This window comes from Quadrisphaera sp. DSM 44207, from assembly GCF_900101335.1.
Lineage (GTDB): Bacteria > Actinomycetota > Actinomycetes > Actinomycetales > Quadrisphaeraceae > DSM-44207.
The window spans coordinates 17,647-38,846 of sequence record NZ_FNKA01000004.1; the positions used below are offsets into that span (position 1 = coordinate 17,647).

Consider the following 21,200-nt stretch of genomic DNA (forward strand, 5'->3'; position numbering starts at 1 on the left):
GAGTACGGCGGTGCAGGAGTACGGCGGTGCAGGAGTGCGGCGGTGCAGGAATGCGGAATCAATATGCGTCATTTGACTCTCGATGCAGGAGCATCGTCCGCGCACCTGCTGCTGTCAAGGGCCGTCCTGCGGGCACCGAGGGTCACCGCGACGTAGGATCCGTGCGCCGCCACGGGCGCCGGCAGACGGCTCTAGGGCGGGGAGGGGTTCGCGTGGAGAACTTCGACGAGCTGCGGCTGATGACCAAGGTCGCGAGGCTCTACCACACCCACGGCCTGCGCCAGGTCGAGGTCGCGGAGAGGCTCCGCGTGTCCCAGTCCCGCGTCTCGCGGCTGCTCCAGCAGGCCGAGGCGGCGGGCATCATCCGCACGGTCGTGGCTCCGCCGCCCGGGCTGCACGCCGACCTCGAGGAGGGGCTGGAGAAGGCCTACGGCCTGTCCGAGGCCCACGTGGTCGACGCCGTCAGCCTCGACGAGGCCGGCCTGACGCGCGACCTCGGGCAGGCGATGGCCGCCGTGGTCGGCGACACGGCGCTGCAGGCGCGCACCGTCGGCTACACCTCCTGGAGCCGGACCCTGCGCGAGATGGTCGCCGCCCTCCAGCCGCGCCGCTCGGCCACGGAGCACGTGGTGGAGATGCTCGGCGACCTCGGGCCGCCGTCCCTGCAGCACGAGGCCGCCCGCTCCACGCAGCGGCTGGCCGACGTGCTGGGCAGCCAGCCGGTCTTCCTGCGCACGCCCGGGGTCGTCACCGCGCCCGAGATCCGCGAGGCCCTGCTCGAGCAGGACCCGTTCGCCCGGGAGGCGCTGCGGGTGCTCGACTCCCTCGACGTGGCCTTCGTCGGCATCGGCAACGGCCGGATCGTCCCGCCCCTGAGCTCGGGCGACAACTTCTTCACGGAGGAGCAGCTGGCGCAGGCCCGGGCCCTGGGAGCCGTCGGCGAGGTCTGCCTGCACTTCCTCGACCCCGAGGGGCGGGTCGTGCCGACCCCCCTGGACGACCTGGTCATCGGCGTGACCGCCGAGCAGCTGCGCTCCGCGCGCAGCCGGTGGGCGGTGGCGGGCGGCCCCAGCAAGCTCCCGGCCATCGCCGCGGCCCTGCGGGGCCGGTGGGTCGACGCCCTCGTGACCGACACCACCACGGCGAGCCAGCTGCTCGCCTCCGACGGCTGAGGTCGCGTCAGCGGCCCTGGTCCGCGACCGCGGCGTCAGCGGCCCTGGTTCGCGACCGCGGCGGCGGCGACGGCCGCGGCCTCGGCGTCCAGGTAGCGCCCGCCGCGGGTGACCGGCGCCACGGCGTCGTCCAGCTCGTACAGCAGCGGGATGCCGGTGGGGATGTTCAGGCCCGCGATGGCCTCGTCGGAGATGCCGTCGAGGTGCTTGACGAGCGCGCGCAGGGAGTTGCCGTGCGCGGCGAGCAGCACCGTGCGCCCCGCGCGCAGGTCCGGCACGATCGCGTCGTACCAGTGCGGCAGCATCCGGACGACGACGTCGGCCAGGCACTCGGTCAGCGGCGCCGCGGCGCCCAGGTCCGCGTAGCGGGGGTCGCCGGCCTGGCTGAACTCGTCCGCGGGGTCGATCGGCGGCGGCGGCACGTCGTAGGAGCGCCGCCACGTCCTGAACTGCTCCTCGCCGAACTCCGCGAGGGTCTGCTTCTTGTCCTTGCCCTGCAGCGCCCCGTAGTGCCGCTCGTTGAGCCGCCAGCTGCGCCGCACCGGGATCCAGTGCCGGTCGGCGGCGTCCAGGGCGATGTGCGCCGTCGTGATCGCCCGGCGCAGCAGCGAGGTGTGGACGACGTCGGGCAGCAGGCCCTCGTCGCGCAGCAGCTGCCCGCCGCGCAGCGCCTCCGCGCGGCCCTTCTCGGACAGCGGGACGTCCACCCACCCGGTGAACAGGTTCTTCGCGTTCCACTCGCTCTCGCCGTGGCGGAGCAGCACGAGGGTCGAGGTCATGCGCTCGACCCTAGCGACGGCGGGCCGCCCTCCGGGCCGGCGGCCCGCCCCCGGGACGCAGGACGTCAGGCCCTTGACGCCACCGGGCGGGCGGTGCCAGGAATGAGCGGGGACAGGACGGGGCGGGGGGCCGATGACGTCAGCCGGAGCGGGCTCGTGAGCACGACCCTGCGCGCGGTGGGCCCGCCCGGCGGGAGGGCGGTCGGCGCCGCGGCCCCGGAGGTGCCCCTGTGCCCGGTGGCCGCCCGCTTCTGCGGGGCGGTCGCCGCCGCCCCGGCCTCCCCGCTCGCCGTCGCCCTGGTCGGGCCGGACGGGCACGGCAGGTCCAGCGCGCTGCGCGCCCTGCGGCGGGCGTACGAGGCGGCCGGCGTGCCCGTCGCGGGCGCGGACGCCCTCGAGCGCCCGCCGGGGTGGGCCGGGGCGGCGGTGCTCGTCGACGACGCCCACCTGCTGCCCGAGCCGGTGCTCGAGCAGCTGCTGGCGGTCGCCCGGGCCCCCTCCAGCCGCCTGGTCATCGCCTACCGCCCGTGGCCGTCGTCCCCGGCGCTCGGCCGCCTCGCGGCGGCGCTGCGCTCGCGGCGGCGGCCGGTGGTCCTCGAGCCGCTCGACCGCGCCGGCGTGGAGCGCTACGCCCGCCAGCACCTCGGCGCCCGGGCCGGCACGGCCGTCGTGGACCTGCTCGTCGAGCACACCGGCGGCGTCCCCCTGCTCGTGCGCGACGTCGTGCGCGGCCTGCAGGACGCCGGCGGCGCGCCCGGCGCGGTCCCGCGCGTGCCGGCGCGCGTGCTGGAGCGGCTGCGCGACGACCTCGCGCAGGTCTCCCCCGCGCTGCGGCGGCTCCTGCTGGTGCTCGCGGCCGGGCACCCGCTCGACGAGCGCACCCTGCCCGACGCGCTCGAGCGGGACGGCGACGCGGTGCGCGAGCTGGTGGACGAGGCGCGGGCGCGCGGCCACCTGCTGCCCGACGGCGCGCTCGTGCCGCTGGTGCGCGCGGCGCTGCTGGAGAACACCCCGGCCGAGCGCCTCCTCGCGCTGCGCCACCACCTGCTCGACGTCGCCGCGCGGCGCGGCCAGGGGCTCGTCGAGCCCTCCCGCGCCCTCGCCCGCTCCGGCGTCCGGGACCACCGCGTCGCCGAGGCCCTCGCCGAGGCCGGCACCCGGGCGCTGCCGGAGGACCCGCAGCTGGCCGCGGCGCTGCTCGCGGAGGCGGTCGGCGCCGGCGCGCCGCCCGCGGCGACGGCGGCCCGGCGCGCCGAGGCCGCCGCCCTGACGGGCGACCTGGACACGGCGCTGGCGCTCACCGAGGAGCTGCTGGGCCTGGAGGACCCGCCGGACCTGCAGCGCGGCGTCCGGGTGGCCGCGGCGTGCCTGGCCCAGCGCGGCATGCTCGCCCGCAGCGCGGAGCTGTACCGCTGGCTCGGCCCGTCGAGGATCGCCGCGGCCGGACCGCTGGCGGCCGTGGCGATGGTCGGCACCGGGGACCGCGAGGGCGCCGAGGAGGTGCTCGCCGCGGCGCGGGCCGCGGCCGACCCGGCGCGCCCGCCCACCCTGGCCGCGACGGCGGCGGCGCTCATGGCCCAGGGGGTGCACGAGTCGCTGGAGCCGGCGTCCACGACGCTGCCGACGCTGATCTCCGCCGCGGCGGTGCTGCCGGCCGGCGGTCGCGCGACCCTGCTCCCGGACACCCCCGCCGCGCTGGCCGCCCTCGTGGCCATGCACACCGGCGAGCTGGGCGTGGCGGAGTCGGTGCTGCGGCGGGCGCTGGAGGCCGGGACCGGCGGCCGGTGCGCCGAGCCGCGCCACCGGCTGCTGCTGGCGTGGGTGGCGATGCTCGACGGCCGCTACGAGCAGGCCCGCGCGGAGGTCGCCGCCGCCGTGCCGCCGGGCGCGCGCGCCGAGCCGCGCGACGAGGTCTTCCTGCGGGCCCTGCAGGTGGGCCTGGCGCGGCGCACCAGCGACGCGTCCGCGCTCGTGCGCGCGTGGTCGCAGACGAGGCACCGGCTGCCGTTCCTGCCGGTGGACCTCTACGCCCTGCTGCCGCTGGGCGAGCTGTCCGTGGCCGCCGCGCGCCTGCGCGAGCAGGCGCTGGTCGAGCCCTACCTGGCGCGGGCGCGCGCCCTGCTGGAGCGCCTGGGCGAGCCGCTCCTGTGGGCGGCGCCCCTGCACTGGTGCGGCGCGCAGGCCGCGGTCCTGTCCGAGCGCCCCGACCAGCTGCGGCCGCACGCCGCCGCGCTCGCGCGGGCCGCCGGGCGCAGCCCCTGCGCCGGCGCCCTGGCGCGCGCCGCGCAGGCCTGGGCGGGCGTGCTCGCCGGGTCCTTCGACGCCGAGGCCGTCGCGGACGCCGCGCGCGGGCTGCGCTCGGCGGGGCTGGCGTGGGACGGTTCCCGCCTCGCGGGCCAGGCCGCCGCCCGCACCGCCGACCGCCGCGACACGGCCGTGCTGCTCCAGTGCGCCCGCACGCTGCACCCGGGAGCGCCCGACGCCTCGCCGCCCGCGCCCGCTCCGGCGCCGGCCGCGCCCCCCTCCCGCGCGGGAGTGCTCAGCCCGCGCGAGCAGGAGGTCGCCGCGCTGGTGCTCAGCGGCAACACCTACCGCGAGGTGGGAGCGCAGCTGTACCTGTCGCCGAAGACGGTCGAGCACCACGTGGCCCGCATCCGCCAGCGCCTCGGGGCCACCGGGCGCTCGGACCTCATGGCCCGCCTGCGCGCCCTCCTCGAGCAGCCGCCGCCCTCCTGAGCGGGCCCCGCCGCTCCTGAGCGGGCCCCGACCGGCCGGCCGGGATCCGTTCGCGCGCGTCAGCCCGCGGCGGGCAGGCGCTCGCCGCGCGCGGCCCGCAGGGCCGCGGCGTAGGAGGCCAGGACGCCGTCCGCCGTCGCGGCCCAGCCGAAGCGCTCGGCGTGGCGGCGGGCCCCGGCGCCCAGCCGCGCGCGCCGGGCGGGGTCGGCCAGCAGCTGCGCCAGCGCGCGCGCCCAGCGGTGCGGGTCGTGGCCGTCGACGAGCACGCCGGAGGTCCGCTCGTCCACGGCCGTGGGCAGGCCGCCCACGCGCGCGGCGACGACGGGCGTGCCGCAGGCCTGCGCCTCGAGCGCGACCAGCCCGAACGACTCGTTGTGGGACGGCACGGCGACGAGGTCGGCGGCGCGGTACCAGTCGGCGAGCACGGGGCGCGGCGCCGGCGGCTCGAAGCGGACGGCGTCGGGCACCCCCGGCACGTCGAGCAGGCCCAGGGAGCGGGCGAGGGCCTGCAGCTCGTGCGGGCGCTCCAGCCCGCTGCCCGAGGGCCCGCCGACCACGGCCACGAGCAGCCGGCCCCGCAGCGACGGGTCCTCCCGCAGCATCCGCGCGGCCGCGCGCACGAGCACGTCCGGGCCCTTCAGCGGCTGCACGCGACCGGCGAAGAGCAGCAGCGCGGCGTGCGCGGGCACGCCGATCCGGGCGCGGGCGGCGGCCGGCCCGCCCCGCCCCGGGGCGAACAGCGCCAGGTCGACGCCGGGCGGGACGACGTCGACGCGGCCCGGGTCGGCGCCGTAGCGCCCGACGAGGTCGCGGGCCTCGTCGGCGGTGTTCGCCACCAGGCGGTCGGCCGCGGCCACCACCTGCTCCTCCCCGATCACGCGCCCGGCCGGCTCGGGGGCGTCGCCGGCGGCCAGGTGGGCGTTCTTGACCTTCGCGAGCGTGTGCGCCGAGTGCACCAGCGGCACGCCCCACCGCTCGGCGGCCAGGTACCCCACCTGCCCGGAGAGCCAGTAGTGGGAGTGGACGAGGTCGTACCAGCCCGGCTCGTGGCGCGCCTCGGTGCGCATCACCCCGGCCGCGAAGGCGCACATCTGGCCGGGCAGGTCCGCCTTGGCGAGGCCCTCGAACGGCCCCGCCGGCACGTGGCGCACGAGGACGCCGTCCGCGACGGGGACGACCGGCTCCAGCGCGGAGGAGGTGGCGCGGGTGAAGACCTCGACCTCGGTGCCGCGGGCGGCCAGCTGGCGCGCCAGCTCGACGACGTAGACGTTCATGCCGCCGGCGTCCCCGGTGCCGGGCTGGTCGAGCGGGGAGGTGTGGAGGCTGATCACGGCCACGCGGCGCGGCTGCCAGAGGGCGCTCACGGCCGGACACGCTAACCGACGCCTGCGACCATCGCGCCGTGGCGCGTCCCGGGCACCGGCCCCTCGGCTCCCCCACCCGGGGCACCACCGGCGCCAACCGGCTGCGCCGGATCGACCGGTGGCTGGTGGGGGCGCAGGCGCGGCGGCTGCGCGCGGCGCCCGACCCGCTCGTGGTCGACCTCGGCTACGGCGCGGCGGGCACCACGGTGGTCGAGCTGGCCGACCGGCTGCGCGCCGTCCGCCCCGACGCGGAGGTCCTCGGCGTGGAGATCGACCCGCAGCGCGTCGCGGCCGCCCTGCCGCTGGCCCGCCCGGGGCTGCGCTTCGCCCGCGGCGGCTTCGAGCTGGGCGGGCCGGCGGTCCTGCGCGGGCGCCGTCCGGTGCTCGTGCGGGCGGCCAACGTGCTGCGCCAGTACCCCGAGGCGGCGGTGGCGCCGGCGTGGGCGGAGGTGGTCTCGCACCTGGCGCCGGGCGGGCTGCTCGTGGACGCCACGTGCGACGAGGTCGGCCGCCGGGCCGCGTGGCTCGCGGTGGAGGCGGGCGAGGACGGGCGCCCCCGGCCGCTGTCCCTGACGCTCTGCGTGCGCCTGGCGGGGCTGGAGCGGCCCGGCGCGGTCGCGGAGCGGCTGCCGAAGGCCCTGATCCACCGCAACACCCCCGGCGAGCCGGTGCACGCGTGGCTGTCGGCGCTGGACGCCGCGTGGGCGCGCAGCGCTCCCCTGGCCGCCTTCGGCGCGCGCCAGCGCTGGAGCGCGGCGTGCCGGGCGGTGCGCGACCAGGGCTGGCCCGTGCTCGGCGGCCCCGCGCGCTGGCGCCTGGGCGAGGTCACCGTGGCCGCGGCCGCGGTGGGCCTCCTCCCGTGATCATGCGCGTCCGGGGTCCTCCTCCACGGCCTGCGGCCGCGCGCTCACCAGCCGCCGTACGGGCCGCCGCTGGAGCCGCCCCGGCCCTGCACGGCGCGCAGCGCGGGGCGCACGCCGGCCATGAAGATCCCCGCGGCGGCCACGGAGAGGATGCTGAGGAAGCTCAGCACGCTGAGGAAGTTCGCGATCGGCAGCGCGAGGAAGCCCAGCGCCGTGGCGACGGCGAGCACGCCGACCCACAGGTTCTTGGTCTGCTTGCCCGCGGCGGTGTAGGAGCGGGCCCCGAAGCGCGAGGCCTCCACCAGCGCCCACAGCTCGAACGCGAAGGCGGCGATGCTGAGCAGCCAGAAGATCCCGGTCTGCCCGGCGCCGATGATGCCCACGGCGCGAATGCTAACCGCCGGCCGCGTCCAGGATGACGGTCACGGCGCTGGTGCTGTCCGCGGGCCGTGTCCAGGATGACGGTCACGGCGCTGGTGCTGTCCGCGGGCCGTGTCCAGGAGGACGGTCACGGCGCTGGTGCTGTCCGCGGGCCGTGTCCAGGAGGACGGTCACCGGGCCGTCGTTGACGACCTCGAGGGCCATGTCGGCGCCGAAGACCCCGGTGGCCACCCGCAGGCCGCGGGCGCGCAGGCCCGCCACGACCGCGTCGACGAGCGGCTCGGCCTCCTCCGCCCGCGCGGCGCCGGACCAGCTGGGCCGCCGCCCCCTGCGCGTGTCGGCGAGCAGCGTGAACTGGCTGACCACGAGCACGGGCGCTCCCGCGTCGACCGCGGAGACCTCCCCGCGCAGGATCCGCAGCTCGGCGACCTTGCGGACCACCTGCGCGACGTCGTCCGGGCCGTCGCCGACGGCGGCGCCGACGAGGACGGCGAGGCCGGGGGCGTCGAGCGCGCCCACCACCGCGCCGTCGACGGCGACGCTGGCGCGGCTGGCCCGCTGGACGACGGCCCTCACGCGAGCAGGTCCGGGGGCAGGACGGCGGTCAGGGCGCCGACCGGCCGGCCGTGGCCGAGCACGCGGACGTCGCCGACCTCGTCGAGCGCGGGGGCCGCGACGCCGAGGCGGCGCAGCACGGCGGCCAGCACGACCGGGCGGGCGCGCGCGGACCCGTCGAGCACCTTCAGCGCGACCGCGCGCCCGTCGTCCAGCGCGGCGGCGCAGACGCCCTCCGCGCCGTCCTTGGCGACCAGGCCGGGGACGCCGGCCACGAGCGCGGTGACGTCGCGCCCGGTGCCGCCGAGCAGGTGCGGGTGGGCGCGCACGGCCGCGGCGACCTGGCCGGGCGCCGTCCCCGCCGGCGCGGTGGCGATGCGCCCGTAGGCGCGCGCGAGCCCCGTCAGGGACGTCGCCAGCAGCGGCGTCCCGCAGCCGTCGACCGTCGTGGCCCGCTCGCGCTCGCCGGTCAGCTCGGCGACCGTCGCACGCACCTGCCGCTGCACGGGGTGGCCGAGGTCGAGGTAGCTGGCCGGGTCCCAGTCGGCGGCGGCGCTGGCGGCCAGCATCGCGGCGTGCTTGCCCGAGCAGTTCTGGGCCAGGGACGACGGGCCCCTGCCCTGCGCTCGCCAGGCGGCGGCGACGTCAGGGTCCAGCGGCAGGTCCGGGGTGTTGCGCAGCGCCGCCTCGTCCAGCCCGGCCCGGGCGAGCAGGCGGCGCACGCCCTCCAGGTGCGCCGGCTCGCCGCTGTGGCTGGCCGCCGCGAGCGCGAGCAGGTCGAGGTCGCCGGAGAGGTCGAGCCCCGCCTGCACCAGGGCCACGGCCTGCAGCGGCTTGAGCGCGGAGCGGGGCCACAGCAGCGCGGACGGGTCCCCGCGGGAGGCCAGCACCTCGCCGCCGGGCCCGGTGACGACCAGGTGGCCCAGGTGCACGGACTCCACCAGGGGCCCGCGCACGAGCGCCGCCAGCGGCTGCGCGGTGGCCGCCAGGCGCAGATCGGGCACGCGCGGCGCGGGGAACCTCATGGCCGGGAGGCTACGGCGTCCTCCCGGCGGGGCGGGTCACACTGGGGCGCGCGCGGACGGACCGCCCGAGCGCCCGTGCCGCAGCGGCGCCTCGCAGCGACGGCCCCGGCGGGTGCAGCAGCGGCGGGCCCAGCGGCGTCAGGGAGAGGAGGAGCGGTGGAGGGGCGGCGGGTGGAGCGGCGGCGGGGACGATGACGGGTGCGGCGGGGGACGAGCAGCCGGGCGCGGGGGCGTGCGAGCACGCGCGGGCGATGCGCTCCGGCCTCGACGGCTTCTGGTGCGTGGACGCGGACGACCGCGTGCAGCACCTCGACACCCGGGCCCTGCGGCAGGTCGGGCGCCCGGCGGAGCAGGTCCTCGGGCGCGACCTGTGGGAGCTGCTCCCCGCCGCCCGCAACCCGCTGGCGCGCCTGCTCGCGCAGGTGCGCACGACCGGCGAGGCCGCCCGCGCCGAGCGCGACCTGCACCTGTGCGGGCGCGCGTTCGAGGTCCACGCGGTGCCGTCCGACGGGCTGGTCGGGCTGTGGTGGCGCGACGTGGACGACCGGGTGCGCGAGGCCGCCGAGCGCGAGCGCGCCCTGCTCGTCGAGCGCCAGGCCCGCCGGGCCGCCGAGGACGCGCGGGCGGAGCTGGCGCGCCAGGCGTCGTCCGACGCGCTGACCGGGCTGGCCAACCGCACGGAGCTCGACCGCCGGCTGCGCGCCCACCTGACCCGCGACGGCCGCGCGGCGACGGTGCTGTTCCTCGACCTGGACCGCTTCAAGCCGATCAACGACAGCCTCGGGCACGCGGCCGGGGACGAGCTGCTGAGCCGGATCGCGGAGCGGCTGCGGCTGCTGGTGCGGGGCACCGACGTGGTGGCGCGCATCGGCGGCGACGAGTTCGTCGTCGCGCTCCTCGACGAGGACGTCACCAGCGCCGCCGCCGCGGCGGAGGACGTCGCCCGGCGCATCCTCGACGCCGTCCGCGAGCCGGTGCGGGTCGACGGCCACCGCCTGGCCGTCACCGCCAGCGTCGGCATCGCCGTCGGCGCGGCGCCGGGGGACGCCGACGCGCTCCTGCGCGACGCCGACGTCGCCCTGTACCGCACGAAGGACGCGGGCCGGGACGGCGTGACGTGGTTCGACGCCGTCCTGCGCCAGCAGGTGCAGGACCGGCACCAGCTCGAGTCCGACCTGCGCGGGGCGGTCAGGGCGGGCCAGCTCGCCCTGGCGTACCAGGCCGAGGTCGACCTGCGCAGCGGCGAGGTCGTCGGCGTCGAGGCGCTGCTGCGCTGGCACCACCCCACCCGCGGGCCGGTGGACCCCGGGCAGTCGGTGGACCTCGCCGAGCAGACCGGCCTGATCGTGCCCGTGGGGGCGTGGGTGCTCGACACCGCCCTGGCCGACGCCGCCCGGTGGGCGCACCTGGAGCCGTTCACGACCTGGGTGAACGTCTCGGCCCGCCAGCTCGCGCGCCGCGGCTTCGCCGACTCCCTGCTCTCCCGGCTGGCGGCGGCGGACCTGCCGCCGTGGCGCGTCGGCGTGGAGGTGGCGGAGTCCGCGCTGGCCGAGCCGGGACGGGTCGGCGCCGAGCTGGCGCAGCTGTCCGGCAGCGGGGTGCGGATCGGGATCGACGACTTCGGCACGGGCTACAGCTCCCTGGCCCACCTCTCGCGCTTCCCGGTGGACGTGCTCAAGGTCGACGCGGCCTTCACCGCCCGCGCCGCCACCGCGCGCGGCGCGGCCCTGCTCGAGGGGATCACCACCCTCGGGCACGCCATCGACGCCCAGGTGATCGGCGAGGGGGTGGAGACGCCCGAGCAGCTGCGGCGCCTGCGGGACGCCGGCTGCGACGCCGCGATGGGCTTCCTGCTCGCCCGCCCGGTGCCGGCGGCGCAGGTGCCCACGGCGCCCCTGCGCCCGGGCCTGCTCCGCTGAGCGCGCCGGGTCAGCGCCGGGTCAGTCCCGGGTCAGTCCCGGGCGACCTCGAAGCGGCGGGTCAGCTCCAGGGTCAGCGCCGCCTCGACGTCCTGGACGCGGCGGCGCAGGCCGGAGACCCTCCGCTCGAGCTCGCGCAGGTGGGTGACCGCGTCGGCGAGGTCGGCGTCGTCGAGCTGGGCCGGAGCGCTCAGGCGCACGTCCGCGACGGCCAGCTCCGCCTCGCGGCGGTGCTCGCCCACGCGGCTGGGCTGCGCCGAGAGGAAGCGGCCGCTGCCGCGCGTGGAGCGGGTGTCGTCGGCGAGGATCCGCGCGAGGGCCTCGGCGAGCTCCTCGTCGCTGCGGGCCTGGCCGCGCCCGGGCGCGGGGCGCTCGCCGGTGCGGTGCGCGCGCTCGGCCTCCAGCAGGTCCAGGCGCCCCTGCAGCAGCCGGCGGGTGTAGGACAGGTCCGTCTCCTCCTGCTGCGCGAGGTCGCGCCGCCGCCGCAGCGAGGAGTCGTCGAGGTCGCCCACGCCGGCCAGGAAGTCCGGTGAGAGCACCTGGTCGATCCGCCGACGTCCCCCGGGCCGGTACTCCACCGTCATGTCCGGCACGCTACCCGCGGGGACGGCGCGCCCGCAGGCCATCGGAGGACTCGCTGCCGAGCAGCTCCAGGCACTCGCCCAGCACGGCGGACGGCGCCAGGCGGGTGGCGCAGCGGAAGTCGATCGGGCAGTCCAGGTGCGGGCAGGGGCTGCACTCGACCTGGTGGCGGGCGACGCGGTGGCGCGAGGCGTCCGGGGCGGCCCAGCGCCGCGGGTCCCCGGAGAGGAAGACCACGACGCTCGGCACGGCGAGCGCGGAGGCGACGTGCGCGGCGCCGGTGTCGTTGCTGAGCAGCAGCGCCGCGCCCCGCAGCAGCGCGGCGAAGCCGCCCAGGCCGGTGCGCCCGCACACGTCGACCACGCCGGGGCCCGACGCCGTCGCCAGCGCCGGGGGCAGGGCGGCGAGGACGGCGTCGACGACGGGCTGCTCGGCGGGCACGCCCGTCAGCGCCACCCGCCACCCGGCGGCGACGAGGCCCGCGGCGACCTCGGCGAAGCGGGCGGGCGGCCAGCGGCGGCTGGAGCACGTGGCGCCGGCGTGCAGCGCGACGTAGCGGCCCGGCGCGAGGGCCGCCCCGGCGCGCACGGCGCCGGCCTCAGCCTCGTCGCGGGGGCCGACCGACAGCTCCAGGTGGCGCCCGGCGCCCGGCACGCCGAGGGCGGCGAACAGGTGCAGGTGCCGGTCGACCTCGTGCAGGTGGGCCGGGTAGGGCACGTGGGTGCTCAGGTCGACCAGGCCGGGCAGCTCCGGCGAGCCGAGGGCCGTGGTGGCGAAGAAGCCGCCCGTGCGGCGCGCGCCCACGGCCGCGGTGACGGCGTTGGCCACCGGGTTGGCGCCGTAGACCTGCAGGGCGAGGTCGAAGCGGCGCGCCCGGGCGTCGGCGACCCAGGCGTCCCAGCGCTCGGGCCGGGGCGGGCGCTCGGGGATGCCCGCGCGCCCGGGGAAGTCGAGCAGCTCGTCGACGTAGGCGCCCATGCGCTCGACGACGGGGCGCATCTCGGCCCACGTGACGAGGGTGGTCCGCACGTCCGGCCGCGCGCGCCGCAGCGCCCGCAGCGCCGGCACGGTGCACAGCAGGTCGCCCATGCCGGTGCGCAGGCGCAGCAGCGCCACGGAGCGGACCGCGGGGTCGGCCAGCACGGGGTCGGCCAGCACGTGGTCGGCCAGCACGGGGTCGGCCAGCACGGGGTCGGCCAGCACGTGGTCGGCCAGCACGGGGTCGGCCAGCACGGGGTCGGCCAGCACGGGGTCGGCCAGCACGGGGTCGGCCAGCACGGGGTCGGCCAGCACGGGGTCGCCCAGCGCGCCGGGCGCGCTCACGCGGCCCCGGTGGGGGGTGCCGGGGTGGCGCGGCGCTGGTCGCCGCCGGGGGTCACGGCGTCGCGGTAGACCCGCAGCACGCCCGCGGCGAGCGACGGCCAGGCGTGGCCGGCCACCGCGCGGCGGGCCCGCGCGCCCATCGCCGCGGCGCGCACGGGGTCGGCCAGCAGCTCGTCGAGCGCCGCGGCGAGCGCGGGCGCGTCGTCGACGGGCACGAGCCGGCCGGTCTCGCCGTCGCGCACGAGGCTGGGGATGCCGCCGGTGCGGGTGGCGACCACGGGCAGACCGGTGGCCATGGCCTCCACGACCGACGTGCCCATCTCCTCGTACCGGCTGGGCTGGACGGCGACCGCGGCGGTGCGCAGCGCGGCGGGCACGAGCCGGTGGTCGAGGTAGCCGGTCAGGCGCACGCGGCGCCCCGCGCCCAGCTGCGCCACGAGCGCCTCCAGCAAGGGCCGCTGCGGGCCCTCCCCGGCGAGGACGACGTCGGCGTCCTCGCGCATCAGCGCCGCGGCCCGCACGAGGGCGGGCAGGCCCTTCTGCTCCCCCAGCCGCCCGACGAAGAGCACCCGCGGGCGCGGCGGCCCGGGGGCCGGGTCGTCGGGGGCCAGCGGGTCGGGCCCGGGCGCGGCGGGCGGGGCGAACAGGTCGGGGTCGACGCCGGAGGGCAGCACGTGCACGCGCGCGGGAGCCGCGCCGTCGGCCAGGGCGGCCCGGGCGGCCCGCTCGGTGAGCACCAGCACGGCCGCGGCCTCGCGCACCGCGCCGAGCTCCAGGACCCCGCCGAGGCCGCGCATCAGGGCGGCGCGCGGACCGCGCCCGGGCAGGGTGTGGCGCAGGCTCAGGTGCACCGTGACCACGAGCGGGACGCCGCGGGCCCGGGCGGCGGCGCGGGCCATCGGGAGGACCGCGAGGTCCTCGCCGAGGTGGGCGTGCACGAGGTCCACCCCGGCGGACAGCCGCGGCAGCGCCGCCGCGGCCTGCGCCGCCCAGCCCTGGCGCAGCGCGGTGACCGGCCAGCCGAAGCGGTGCACCTCCGCGCCGGCGCCCAGCAGCTCCTCGCGCGGCTGGGACGGCGGCCACGACGTCACGACGCGCTGGCGCACGCCGAGGCGGTCGAGCGCCTGCACCAGGTGGCCGGTGTGGTTCTGCATGCCCCCGACGGCGTCGAAGCGCAGGTCCTCCGGCGGCACCGGCCGGTCGGGCACGCCGAAGACGGAGCACAGCCGCAGCACCCGCATCACGACCCCCACGCCGGGGCGAGGACCGCTGCCGTGCAGGCCGCCATCGCGGCGTCGGTGTGCGAGGCCAGCACCCGCTCGCGGCCGCAGCGGGCCAGCCGCGCGCGCAGGCCGGCGTCGGCGGCCAGGCGCGCCAGGGCCGCGGCCAGGGCCGCGGCGTCCCCGGGCTCGACGAGCAGCACGGCGCCGTCGAGGTGCTCGGGGACGTCCCCGACCCGCGTCGCGGCGCACGGCAGGCCCGCGCCGGCGGCCTCGAGCAGCGCCAGCGGCAGGGCGTCCTCGCGGGAGGGCTGCACGTACGCGTCGAGGTCGGCGAGGAAGCCGTGCACGTCGGCGGCGAACCCGCGGAAGACCACGGGCAGGTCGCGCGCGGCGGCGGCGAGCGCGGCGGCCTCGCGGCCCTCGCCCGCCACGACGACCTCGACGGTGCCCGCCGGCAGGGCCCGGACGGCGTCGAGGAGCACGTCGAGGCCCTTCTGCCGCGTCAGGCGCGCGAGGCAGCCGACGCGCAGCGGCGAGCCCGCCGGACGCTCGCGGAGCGCGACCGGCGGGGGCGGCGCCACCCCGTTGGGCACGTGGTGCACGCGGGCGGCCGGCACGCCGTGCTCGCGCACCAGGTGCTCGGCGATCGGCCGCGACGGCGCGACGACGCCCCCCAGGGCCGCGTAGACCGCGGGCAGGTCCGCCGCCGCGGGCGTGCGGGCGTAGCGGTCGGTCATGTGCACCGTGGCCGTCACCGGCAGGCCCGTGGCCAGCGCCGCGCGCAGCAGCGGCACCTCGGCCACCGGGTCGGTGCAGTTCACGTGCACGGCGCGGGCGCCGGTGGCGGCCACGGCGTCGGCGACCTGCTGCGGAGCCGGGCCCTGCGCCGTGCGCCGCGGCCGGCCGGTGGCCTCGGCCCCGGCCGCCAGCTGCGCGTCCACCGGGGGCAGGGCCACGAGGGCCGCGGGCAGGTGGCGGAGCAGGGAGAGCAGGTAGCGCTGGGCGCCGCCGAACGCCGCCGGCCCGCTCAGCAGCGCCACCGGGCGCGACGGGGTCTGCACGGCCGGAAGATAGCGCGCGCGACCGACGCCGCCTGCCCGGGCGCGCCCGCACGGACCAGCGCCCGCGCCGGGCGGGTCAGACGCGCTTGAGGCGGGCGGAGACGCGGGCGTGCAGCGGCTCGGTCGACGAGGCGACGTCCTGCACCCAGAGCAGGTCGCCCTCGACCTGGCCGTAGGTGCGCCTGGCGGCCGTGTAGTCCGGGCCGCCGGCGGTGCGGACGACGGCGTCCGTGACGAGCTCCGTCCGGGTGCCGACCGCGCGGCCGACGAAGACCTCCACCACCCCGGTCGGGTGGGCCAGCAGCAGCTCGACGTCCGCGCCCGGGCGCGTCGGCGCCGACTGCTCGGCCGCCAGGCGCCAGTAGCCGGCCTCGCTGTCGAGGGGCTCGGTGCGCTGCCCGTCGGCGTCCAGGCGCCACAGCTGCGAGCGGTGGTGCAGGAAGCCGCGCGGGTCGGCGGTCAGCTCCAGCTCCTGGCCGACCTGCGCCTCACCGGCCCGGGGGTCGGCGAGGACGCCGGCGCCCTCCCAGCGGCCCACCAGCCACGACAGCGGGACGAGGGAGGCCGGCAGGTCCGGGTCGATCTCGAGGGCCACGGCAGCGGCTCCCGCTCAGCGCTGGCCCTTGAACAGGCGGTAGACCACGAAGCCGGAGAACCACGTGATCACCACCGCGCTGAGGCCGAGCAGCCCGGTGTAGAACGCTTCCAGCACGCCGAGGTCCACGACCGCCAGCCTACCCGCCGCCTGCGCCGGGTCAGGGGGCGCGCCGGGTCAGGGGTGCGCCGGGTCAGGGGCGCGCCGGGTCCGGGCGGGCGCCGCCGCGCGCCGGGGGCGGCGCGAAGCCCGCGCGCGGGCGCGGCGCGGCGGTCCCGGCGTCCGGGGAGACGACGACCTCCTGGGCGGCCGCGATCCCGTCGGCCAGCAGGCGGGCGTCGACGGGGGTGGAGCGCCGCACGACGGCGAGCGCGACGGGGCCGAGCTCGTGGTGGCGCGCGGGCGTCGTCACGCGCCCCACGGGCCGCTGCGAGGCGGCGTCCACGACCTCCGCGCCCGGCGCGGGCAGCCCGGCGCCGCTGCCGTCGAGGTGCAGCAGCACCAGGCGGCGCGGCGGGCGACCGAGGTTGTGCACCTTGGCGACGGTCTCCTGGCCGCGGTAGCAGCCCTTGGCCAGGTGCACGGCGGTGCGCAGCCAGTCCAGCTCGTGCGGGATGGACCGCTCGTCGGTCTCGAAGCCCCAGCGGGGGCGCCACGCGGCCACGCGCAGCGCCTCGGACGCCCACGTGCCCGCCAGCGGCCGGTCGGCCGTGGCGGCCGCGAGGTCCGCGCGCGGCACGAGGACCTCGCGCCACGGGCGGTCGGCGCCCGGGTGGGCGGCGTCGGGCACCGCGGCGTAGGAGGCGGAGGTGGGCGCCGTGGCCGGCCAGCGGTCGACCCACGCCAGCGGCTCCCCCGCCGCGGACTCGCGGGCGACGGGCTCGCCGACCACCGCGAGGTCGGCCGTGGCGTCGCGCACCTCCACGCGGAGCAGGAAGCGCATCCGCTCCAGCCACGCCACCAGCGGCGCGACCTCGGCGGCCTCGACGACGAGGTGCGTGACCTGGCCGTCGTCGACGACGCGCAGCGCGTGCTCGATGCGGCCCTCGGGGCTGAGCACGAGGGACTCCGTGGACGTGCGCGGCGCCAGCCCGCTCAGGCGCTGGCTGGTCAGGGAGTCGAGCCAGCCCAGCCGGTCCGGTCCGCTGACCTGCACGACCCCGCGGGAGGAGAGGTCGACGAGCGCCAGGCCCTGCTCGAGCATCCGCTGCTCGCGCACGGGATCGCCGTAGTGCCAGGCGACGCCGGCGTCGGCGCCCTCGGCCTCGACGGCGCCGGGGCGCTCCAGCAGCGGGCTGCGCCGGGCGCGCGGGAAGGCGCCCGGGCTCGCGGTCGTGCTCATGACGAGCACAGCGCTCGGCGGCCGCTGCGCCTTCCCGGCCGTAGCCGGTCGTGGACCACACACAGTCGACCCCGGCGGGCTGGCAGGCCGATGCGGCCGCGGCATGTGCAGGAGGGCGCCGCGCCACAGAGCGCATGCATCCTCCACGACGACCGCGGTCAGGGGACGTCGGGGCTGTAGCGACCGGTGATGGCGTTGAGCACCTGAAACGTACGATGCACCTGCTCCGCATCAGGTGTTGACAAGACCACCGTTCGCTGCAGTTCAATGGTCAGGTCGGGCCTTCGGGACTGGCAAAGGCAGAGCAACGTCGCTTCGCCTCTCGTCACCACCTGATCCGGGCAGTCAATGAAGACAGCATCAGGCAGGCTCAGCCTCTTGACAGCAGCGGCAGTCATGGTAGCCACCGCGTCCCCCGCATACGCCTCGTTGGAACCAGCGACCGTGGACGAGACGCAGGATGTGGGGAAGGCGGGTATGCCGGACCTCGGACCCCAGGTCACACCTGAGGCATCGCTCACTGGAGCGCTGACAGCAGACTTAAACGAGTCGACCGCCCTCGCGGTCTCGGCCGACGACGGAACCGTTGAGCTCACCTCTGACGAGGCGCCCTCTTCGCTGAGCGTCACATTGCCTCCGGAGGTCGCAAGCGAGACTCCCGAGGTGTCGGAACAGGGAGCTATCGTCTTTCCGCCCAGCGGATCTACAGGGGTCACCACGGAAGTCCTCGCCCTCGCAGACGGCCGAGTCTCGATCCAAGCGACGCTGGCCGGTCCGCAAAGCCCTGACTCGTTCCGCTACGAGCTCGGCGACGGCCAGGTTCCTCACCTCCGGCCTGACGGCGGTATCGATCTCGTTTCGAGCGCGACGGGGTCGGTCATCGGAGCGATCGATCCACCATGGGCATTCGATGCGGACGGCCGAGCGGTGCCCACGTCGTACTCCATTGACGGCAGTACGGTGGTCCAGACCGTCAAGGCGCCGGACGATGCGACTTATCCAGTTGTGGCTGATCCCACGTTCGGTCACACGTACGGGATCCCGACTGCGTACCTCAACAAGAGAGAGTCTCGGCAAGCCGCTGACGCTGGCGACATCTCCGCGGTGTGCGGCGCCATCGGCCTTTGGAGCCCCCCTGCAGGAGTGATCTGCGGCCTTAACATCTCCATCATCGTACGAGGGTCTAAGCCCATCGTGGCCTCCGGTAAGTGCGTGAAGCTGCTCCTCAGCCCCGTCTCCGCTACCCCAGTGGCCTACACGGGAGGTAACTGTCGATAGACCGACCTGCATAGTTGCACTTGCAGTCGCTGCCGCCCGGAACTACTTGCCTCCAAGTGGTGGTGACGCATCGTGACACGACCGCCGCGGGCTGGGTGCCGGGCAACTACATGAACGGCCACAGGCCCGGGGAGTGGCGATCCTTTCAAGGAGGACAAAGGCACGATGCTGCTCCTCGGGCCTGCTAGTCCGCTGATGTCTCCGGCGAGCACCGCACCTGAGCGCAGACATGTCCTCCGCTCAGGTCGAGCGGCAGGCGCGGCTGACGGCGTCACGGCGGCTGGTGGTCAGGTAGCTCGTGACGAGTTTGCGCCACGAGGTCGTGTCGCCGCTGTCCTGTGCACAGAGGTAGTGACAGGGTGAGCTTCACGGGGAAACATTCACCCCTACGCATAATCCACTCACGTCCTCCGCCATCACCGTACGTGATGACAACGCCGCTAGTATCATCGTCGCAGTCAATCCAGACGGACGAGGGCGGTCTGACATGCGGGGCATGAGGTAGACTCATGGATGTGAACGCGTGGATTGCCGCGGTGGCGCTGAGTGCGGGCGCAGGCTTCGTCGGGGGATGGGTCTATCGGAGAGCCCTCGAGGACCGCAGTCTGCGGCTGCGCGTTATAGCCGCGCTGCTACTCGTCTTCGGCTTCGGGTTGGGCCTGAACTTGGGCTCGTACCTCGTACCTGCAATCTCTAGTTTCGCAATTTTTTGGTGCATCGGCTACTGGGGTATGATATCTCGCGCCTCCCGAGGCAGTGATGAGCAGCTCCAGCAGTAGAACGCCTATTGCTGCGCAGAGCCCTGCAGTAATCTATCGTGGTATGTGCGGTATCACGAGTGCAAGCGCAGCCGTAAACGGCATCGCGCGTCGCCAAGGCGTTCGGGATGTAATACTGCTCTGCTAGCGGGATGTGACCGCCTGAGCGAACGCACGGTGCCTGCTGGACAATTGGTACACCCTCGGTAGCACCGTAGTGCGCCCTCCGAATCATCGGCTGCAACTCGCAGCGCCTGGCTCGTCATGATCGGAGTAGGACAGCATCTTTGCTTGATCATTGCACATCGAGCACGATGTGTCATGGACCCGCGCGAGTAGTACCACCACCTTGTAAGTCAATCTTTCACCTTGAGAGCGCACCCGGATTGATCGATCGTGATCATGGGATGCGTTAGAGGTTACTAGGCGCATCAAAAGCGTCGGTTGTGCGGCGCTGTTGAAGACCCATACGGGTTGCACACCGACATGACAAAGCCGTGATTAATGTACCCGCGAGGGCCACTCTGTTCCGAACTCCTTGCCGGCGTAGCGTGCCCCTCGTAGGCCCGCTGTAACACTCCCACTTCGTGGGATGGGAGTCCGCCGCATTGCCGACCGTGTCGATGAGCAGCGCACAGCGGTACCGTCGTCGCCATGATTCACCACCGACGCACTGAGTTCCCGGGCCGAGGAGCCGGTTAGCGACTCCGATCACATGTTCCAGGCATTGATGAGTCGCCTCGCCCAGGGTTAGGCGTCGAGATGGAGCGAAATGGGCCGCGGCGCGAGCGAGGAGTAAACGAAGGACGCCCGGGCGACGGAGAGGCGGCATGCGGGACATGACCGCCGAGGTGCCTACCAGAGAGGGCGCAGGGCTACGGAATGCGTCGTTGAAGAAGCCGGTGATGGTGGTACTCCCGCTGCAGCTAGCAGAGGACGGGGTCCTAGGGCTCAGGACCCCGGCGCGATGCTGGCTGCCTTACCTGGCGGACCGGTAAATGCTGCGGTGGTTGATGGTCCATTAAGTGGTCTCGAGCCCGCCGGCCGGCCACTTGAGGGGCTGCGCCAACTCGCAGCCGCCCGCGCCAGACGCTCCTTATTGCGCCGGGCGACCGCTAGGCTCGTCGCGCCGGTCGAGGGGCGCTGCGACGGACCCGCTGCACGAGGCGTGCACGGGGTCCGCCACGCTCGGGCGGTCCCGTGGTCCAAGGGCGCCTCCGACGGCGGAGGAGCGGCCGCAGCGGCCCGCCCTCCGCGGGAAGGCGCCTCGTGGTCGCTCCCTCCGCAGTGCTCGGCATCGCCGCCGTCGCCCTGGGCCTGGTCCTCACGCCCGGCCCGAACATGCTCTACCTGGTCTCCCGCTCGGTCACCCAGGGCCGGCGCGCGGGGCTGGTCTCCCTCCTCGGCGTGGCCGCCGGCTTCGGGGTCTACCTGGCCGCGGCCACCGCCGGCCTGGCGACCGTCTTCGTCGCCGTCCCCGCCGCCTACACCGTCCTGAAGCTGGCCGGTGCCGCCTACCTGCTGCACCTGGCCTGGCAGGCGGTGCGCCCGGGCGGGGTCTCGGTGCTCGCGGTGCGGCAGCTGCCGGTGGACCCTCCGCGCCGGCTGTTCACGATGGGCCTGGTGACGAACCTGCTCAACCCCAAGATCGCCGTCCTGTACGTGAGCCTGCTGCCGCAGTTCGTCGACCCCGCGCGCGGCTCGGTCGCGCTGCAGTCCCTGGTGCTGGGCGCCACGCAGATCGCCGTCGCGCTGTCCGTCAACGCCGCGATCGTGGTCTTCGCCGGGTCGCTGGCGTCCTTCCTGGCCGCCCGGCCGCGGTGGCTCCGGGCGCAGCGGTGGGTCGTGGGCGGGGTGCTGGGCGCGCTGGCGGTGCACCTGCTCACCGACCGCTCCCGCCCCGCGCCGGCCTGAGCGCCCCAGGCCCCTGGGCGCAGGAGGGATCCGGCGTCAGGAGCCGGTGGCGGCGGCCGGCTCGGCGGGGGCCGCGCAGGGCGCCACCTGGCGCGCGGAGGGGTCGACCGCGAGCCGCGCGACGCGGACCGCGACGAAGACGAAGAGCAGGGCCAGGACCAGGGGCAGGATCTCCACGCCCCGGACGCTCCCAGCGCGCGGCGCCGGGCAGCGGGATGGCGCGCGGGACGAAACGGACGGTCGGGCGACCCAACCTCGGCCGATCGGACGACACGGCCTGGACCCGGCTGGCCAGACCACCCGGGCCGCCCGAACCGCCGGAGCCGCCCG

18 protein-coding genes are annotated in these 21,200 nt (G+C 76.8%); 6 read left to right on the forward strand and 12 right to left on the reverse strand.

The features are described from left to right. The first annotated feature begins 212 nt into the window (after positions 1-212). Positions 213-1,172, forward strand: a complete 960-nt coding sequence (locus tag BLS82_RS14005; RefSeq protein WP_176819116.1) for a sugar-binding transcriptional regulator — start codon at positions 213-215, stop codon at positions 1,170-1,172. 35 nt (positions 1,173-1,207) lie between these two features. On the opposite strand, the gene BLS82_RS14010 is transcribed toward BLS82_RS14005, so the two are convergent. Then, positions 1,208-1,951, reverse strand: a complete 744-nt coding sequence (locus BLS82_RS14010) for a phosphoglyceromutase (protein ID WP_092867140.1) — start codon at positions 1,949-1,951, stop codon at positions 1,208-1,210. Between the two features lie 156 nt (positions 1,952-2,107). On the opposite strand from BLS82_RS14010, the gene BLS82_RS14015 reads away from it, so the two are divergent. After that, on the forward strand, positions 2,108-4,687 hold the full coding sequence (locus BLS82_RS14015; RefSeq protein WP_092867142.1) for a helix-turn-helix transcriptional regulator: 2,580 nt from the start codon (positions 2,108-2,110) through the stop codon (positions 4,685-4,687). A 59-nt stretch (positions 4,688-4,746) separates the two neighbouring features. Here BLS82_RS14015 and mshA read toward each other — a convergent pair whose 3' ends face one another. Next, a complete protein-coding gene (gene mshA / locus BLS82_RS14020) occupies positions 4,747-6,051 on the reverse strand; it encodes a D-inositol-3-phosphate glycosyltransferase (RefSeq protein ID WP_092867144.1) in 1,305 nt (434 codons plus the stop codon). A gap of 38 nt (positions 6,052-6,089) precedes the next feature. Between mshA and BLS82_RS14025 the strand changes: the two genes are divergently transcribed. Beyond that, positions 6,090-6,914: a class I SAM-dependent methyltransferase gene (locus BLS82_RS14025; protein ID WP_092867146.1), complete on the forward strand. Its 825-nt coding sequence runs from the start codon at positions 6,090-6,092 to the stop codon at positions 6,912-6,914. A gap of 44 nt (positions 6,915-6,958) precedes the next feature. Here BLS82_RS14025 and BLS82_RS14030 read toward each other — a convergent pair whose 3' ends face one another. The 3 genes from BLS82_RS14030 to BLS82_RS14040 all read right to left on the reverse strand — a co-directional run bounded on the left by BLS82_RS14030 (position 6,959) and on the right by BLS82_RS14040 (position 8,875). Beyond that, positions 6,959-7,297, reverse strand: coding sequence for a DUF2516 family protein (locus BLS82_RS14030; RefSeq protein WP_218123962.1), 339 nt, complete (start codon positions 7,295-7,297; stop codon positions 6,959-6,961). An 82-nt stretch (positions 7,298-7,379) separates the two neighbouring features. Further along, complete coding sequence (gene dtd, locus BLS82_RS14035) at positions 7,380-7,871, reverse strand: D-aminoacyl-tRNA deacylase (protein WP_092867148.1); 492 nt, start codon at positions 7,869-7,871, stop codon at positions 7,380-7,382. Beyond that, complete coding sequence (locus BLS82_RS14040) at positions 7,868-8,875, reverse strand: asparaginase (RefSeq protein WP_092867150.1); 1,008 nt, start codon at positions 8,873-8,875, stop codon at positions 7,868-7,870. The genes dtd and BLS82_RS14040 overlap by 4 nt, the downstream gene beginning before the upstream one ends. A 191-nt stretch (positions 8,876-9,066) precedes the next feature. Here BLS82_RS14040 and BLS82_RS14045 point away from each other — a divergent pair, with 191 nt between their 5' ends. After that, positions 9,067-10,794, forward strand: a complete 1,728-nt coding sequence (locus tag BLS82_RS14045; RefSeq protein WP_092867152.1) for a putative bifunctional diguanylate cyclase/phosphodiesterase — start codon at positions 9,067-9,069, stop codon at positions 10,792-10,794. 32 nt (positions 10,795-10,826) lie between these two features. Here BLS82_RS14045 and BLS82_RS14050 read toward each other — a convergent pair whose 3' ends face one another. From BLS82_RS14050 to BLS82_RS14075, 6 genes are all read right to left on the reverse strand, one after another. Next, on the reverse strand, positions 10,827-11,378 hold the full coding sequence (locus BLS82_RS14050) for an RsiG family protein (protein WP_143028871.1): 552 nt from the start codon (positions 11,376-11,378) through the stop codon (positions 10,827-10,829). Positions 11,379-11,388: 10 nt separating this feature from the next. Further along, positions 11,389-12,699: a glycosyltransferase family 9 protein gene (locus BLS82_RS14055; RefSeq protein ID WP_092867156.1), complete on the reverse strand. Its 1,311-nt coding sequence runs from the start codon at positions 12,697-12,699 to the stop codon at positions 11,389-11,391. Further along, positions 12,696-13,952 (reverse strand): glycosyltransferase, encoded by a 1,257-nt coding sequence (locus BLS82_RS16650; RefSeq protein ID WP_218123963.1) that lies wholly within the window; start codon positions 13,950-13,952, stop codon positions 12,696-12,698. The genes BLS82_RS14055 and BLS82_RS16650 overlap by 4 nt, the downstream gene beginning before the upstream one ends. Next, on the reverse strand, positions 13,940-14,983 hold the full coding sequence (locus tag BLS82_RS14065; RefSeq protein WP_092867158.1) for a glycosyltransferase family 4 protein: 1,044 nt from the start codon (positions 14,981-14,983) through the stop codon (positions 13,940-13,942). Before BLS82_RS14065 ends, BLS82_RS16650 begins: the two co-directional genes overlap by 13 nt. Before the next feature lie 76 nt (positions 14,984-15,059). Next, positions 15,060-15,578, reverse strand: coding sequence for a heme-binding beta-barrel domain-containing protein (locus BLS82_RS14070; protein WP_092867160.1), 519 nt, complete (start codon positions 15,576-15,578; stop codon positions 15,060-15,062). A 193-nt stretch (positions 15,579-15,771) separates the two neighbouring features. Further along, positions 15,772-16,920 carry a CAF17-like 4Fe-4S cluster assembly/insertion protein YgfZ gene (locus tag BLS82_RS14075; protein ID WP_143028872.1) on the reverse strand — a complete coding sequence of 383 codons (1,149 nt, stop codon included), beginning with the start codon at positions 16,918-16,920 and terminating at the stop codon, positions 15,772-15,774. Between the two features lie 444 nt (positions 16,921-17,364). Between BLS82_RS14075 and BLS82_RS14085 the strand changes: the two genes are divergently transcribed. Then, on the forward strand, positions 17,365-18,198 hold the full coding sequence (locus BLS82_RS14085; RefSeq protein ID WP_143028873.1) for a hypothetical protein: 834 nt from the start codon (positions 17,365-17,367) through the stop codon (positions 18,196-18,198). Between the two features lie 2,027 nt (positions 18,199-20,225). Continuing rightward, positions 20,226-20,870, forward strand: coding sequence for a LysE family translocator (locus tag BLS82_RS14095; protein ID WP_092867168.1), 645 nt, complete (start codon positions 20,226-20,228; stop codon positions 20,868-20,870). A gap of 36 nt (positions 20,871-20,906) precedes the next feature. On the opposite strand, the gene BLS82_RS15845 is transcribed toward BLS82_RS14095, so the two are convergent. Then, positions 20,907-21,047: a hypothetical protein gene (locus BLS82_RS15845; protein ID WP_176819117.1), complete on the reverse strand. Its 141-nt coding sequence runs from the start codon at positions 21,045-21,047 to the stop codon at positions 20,907-20,909. Positions 21,048-21,200: the final 153 nt, after the last annotated feature.

What these genes read in the sequence shown, in the direction of transcription:
- BLS82_RS14010 (WP_092867140.1), bottom strand. Translation starts at nt 1,951, where the DNA reads ATGACCTCGACCCTCGTGCTGCTCCGCCACGGCGAGAGCGAGTGGAAC.
- BLS82_RS14040 (WP_092867150.1), bottom strand. Translation starts at nt 8,875, where the DNA reads ATGAGGTTCCCCGCGCCGCGCGTGCCCGATCTGCGCCTGGCGGCCACC.
- BLS82_RS14045 (WP_092867152.1), top strand. Translation starts at nt 9,067, where the DNA reads ATGACGGGTGCGGCGGGGGACGAGCAGCCGGGCGCGGGGGCGTGCGAG.
- BLS82_RS14050 (WP_143028871.1), bottom strand. Translation starts at nt 11,378, where the DNA reads ATGACGGTGGAGTACCGGCCCGGGGGACGTCGGCGGATCGACCAGGTG.
- BLS82_RS14075 (WP_143028872.1), bottom strand. Translation starts at nt 16,920, where the DNA reads ATGAGCACGACCGCGAGCCCGGGCGCCTTCCCGCGCGCCCGGCGCAGC.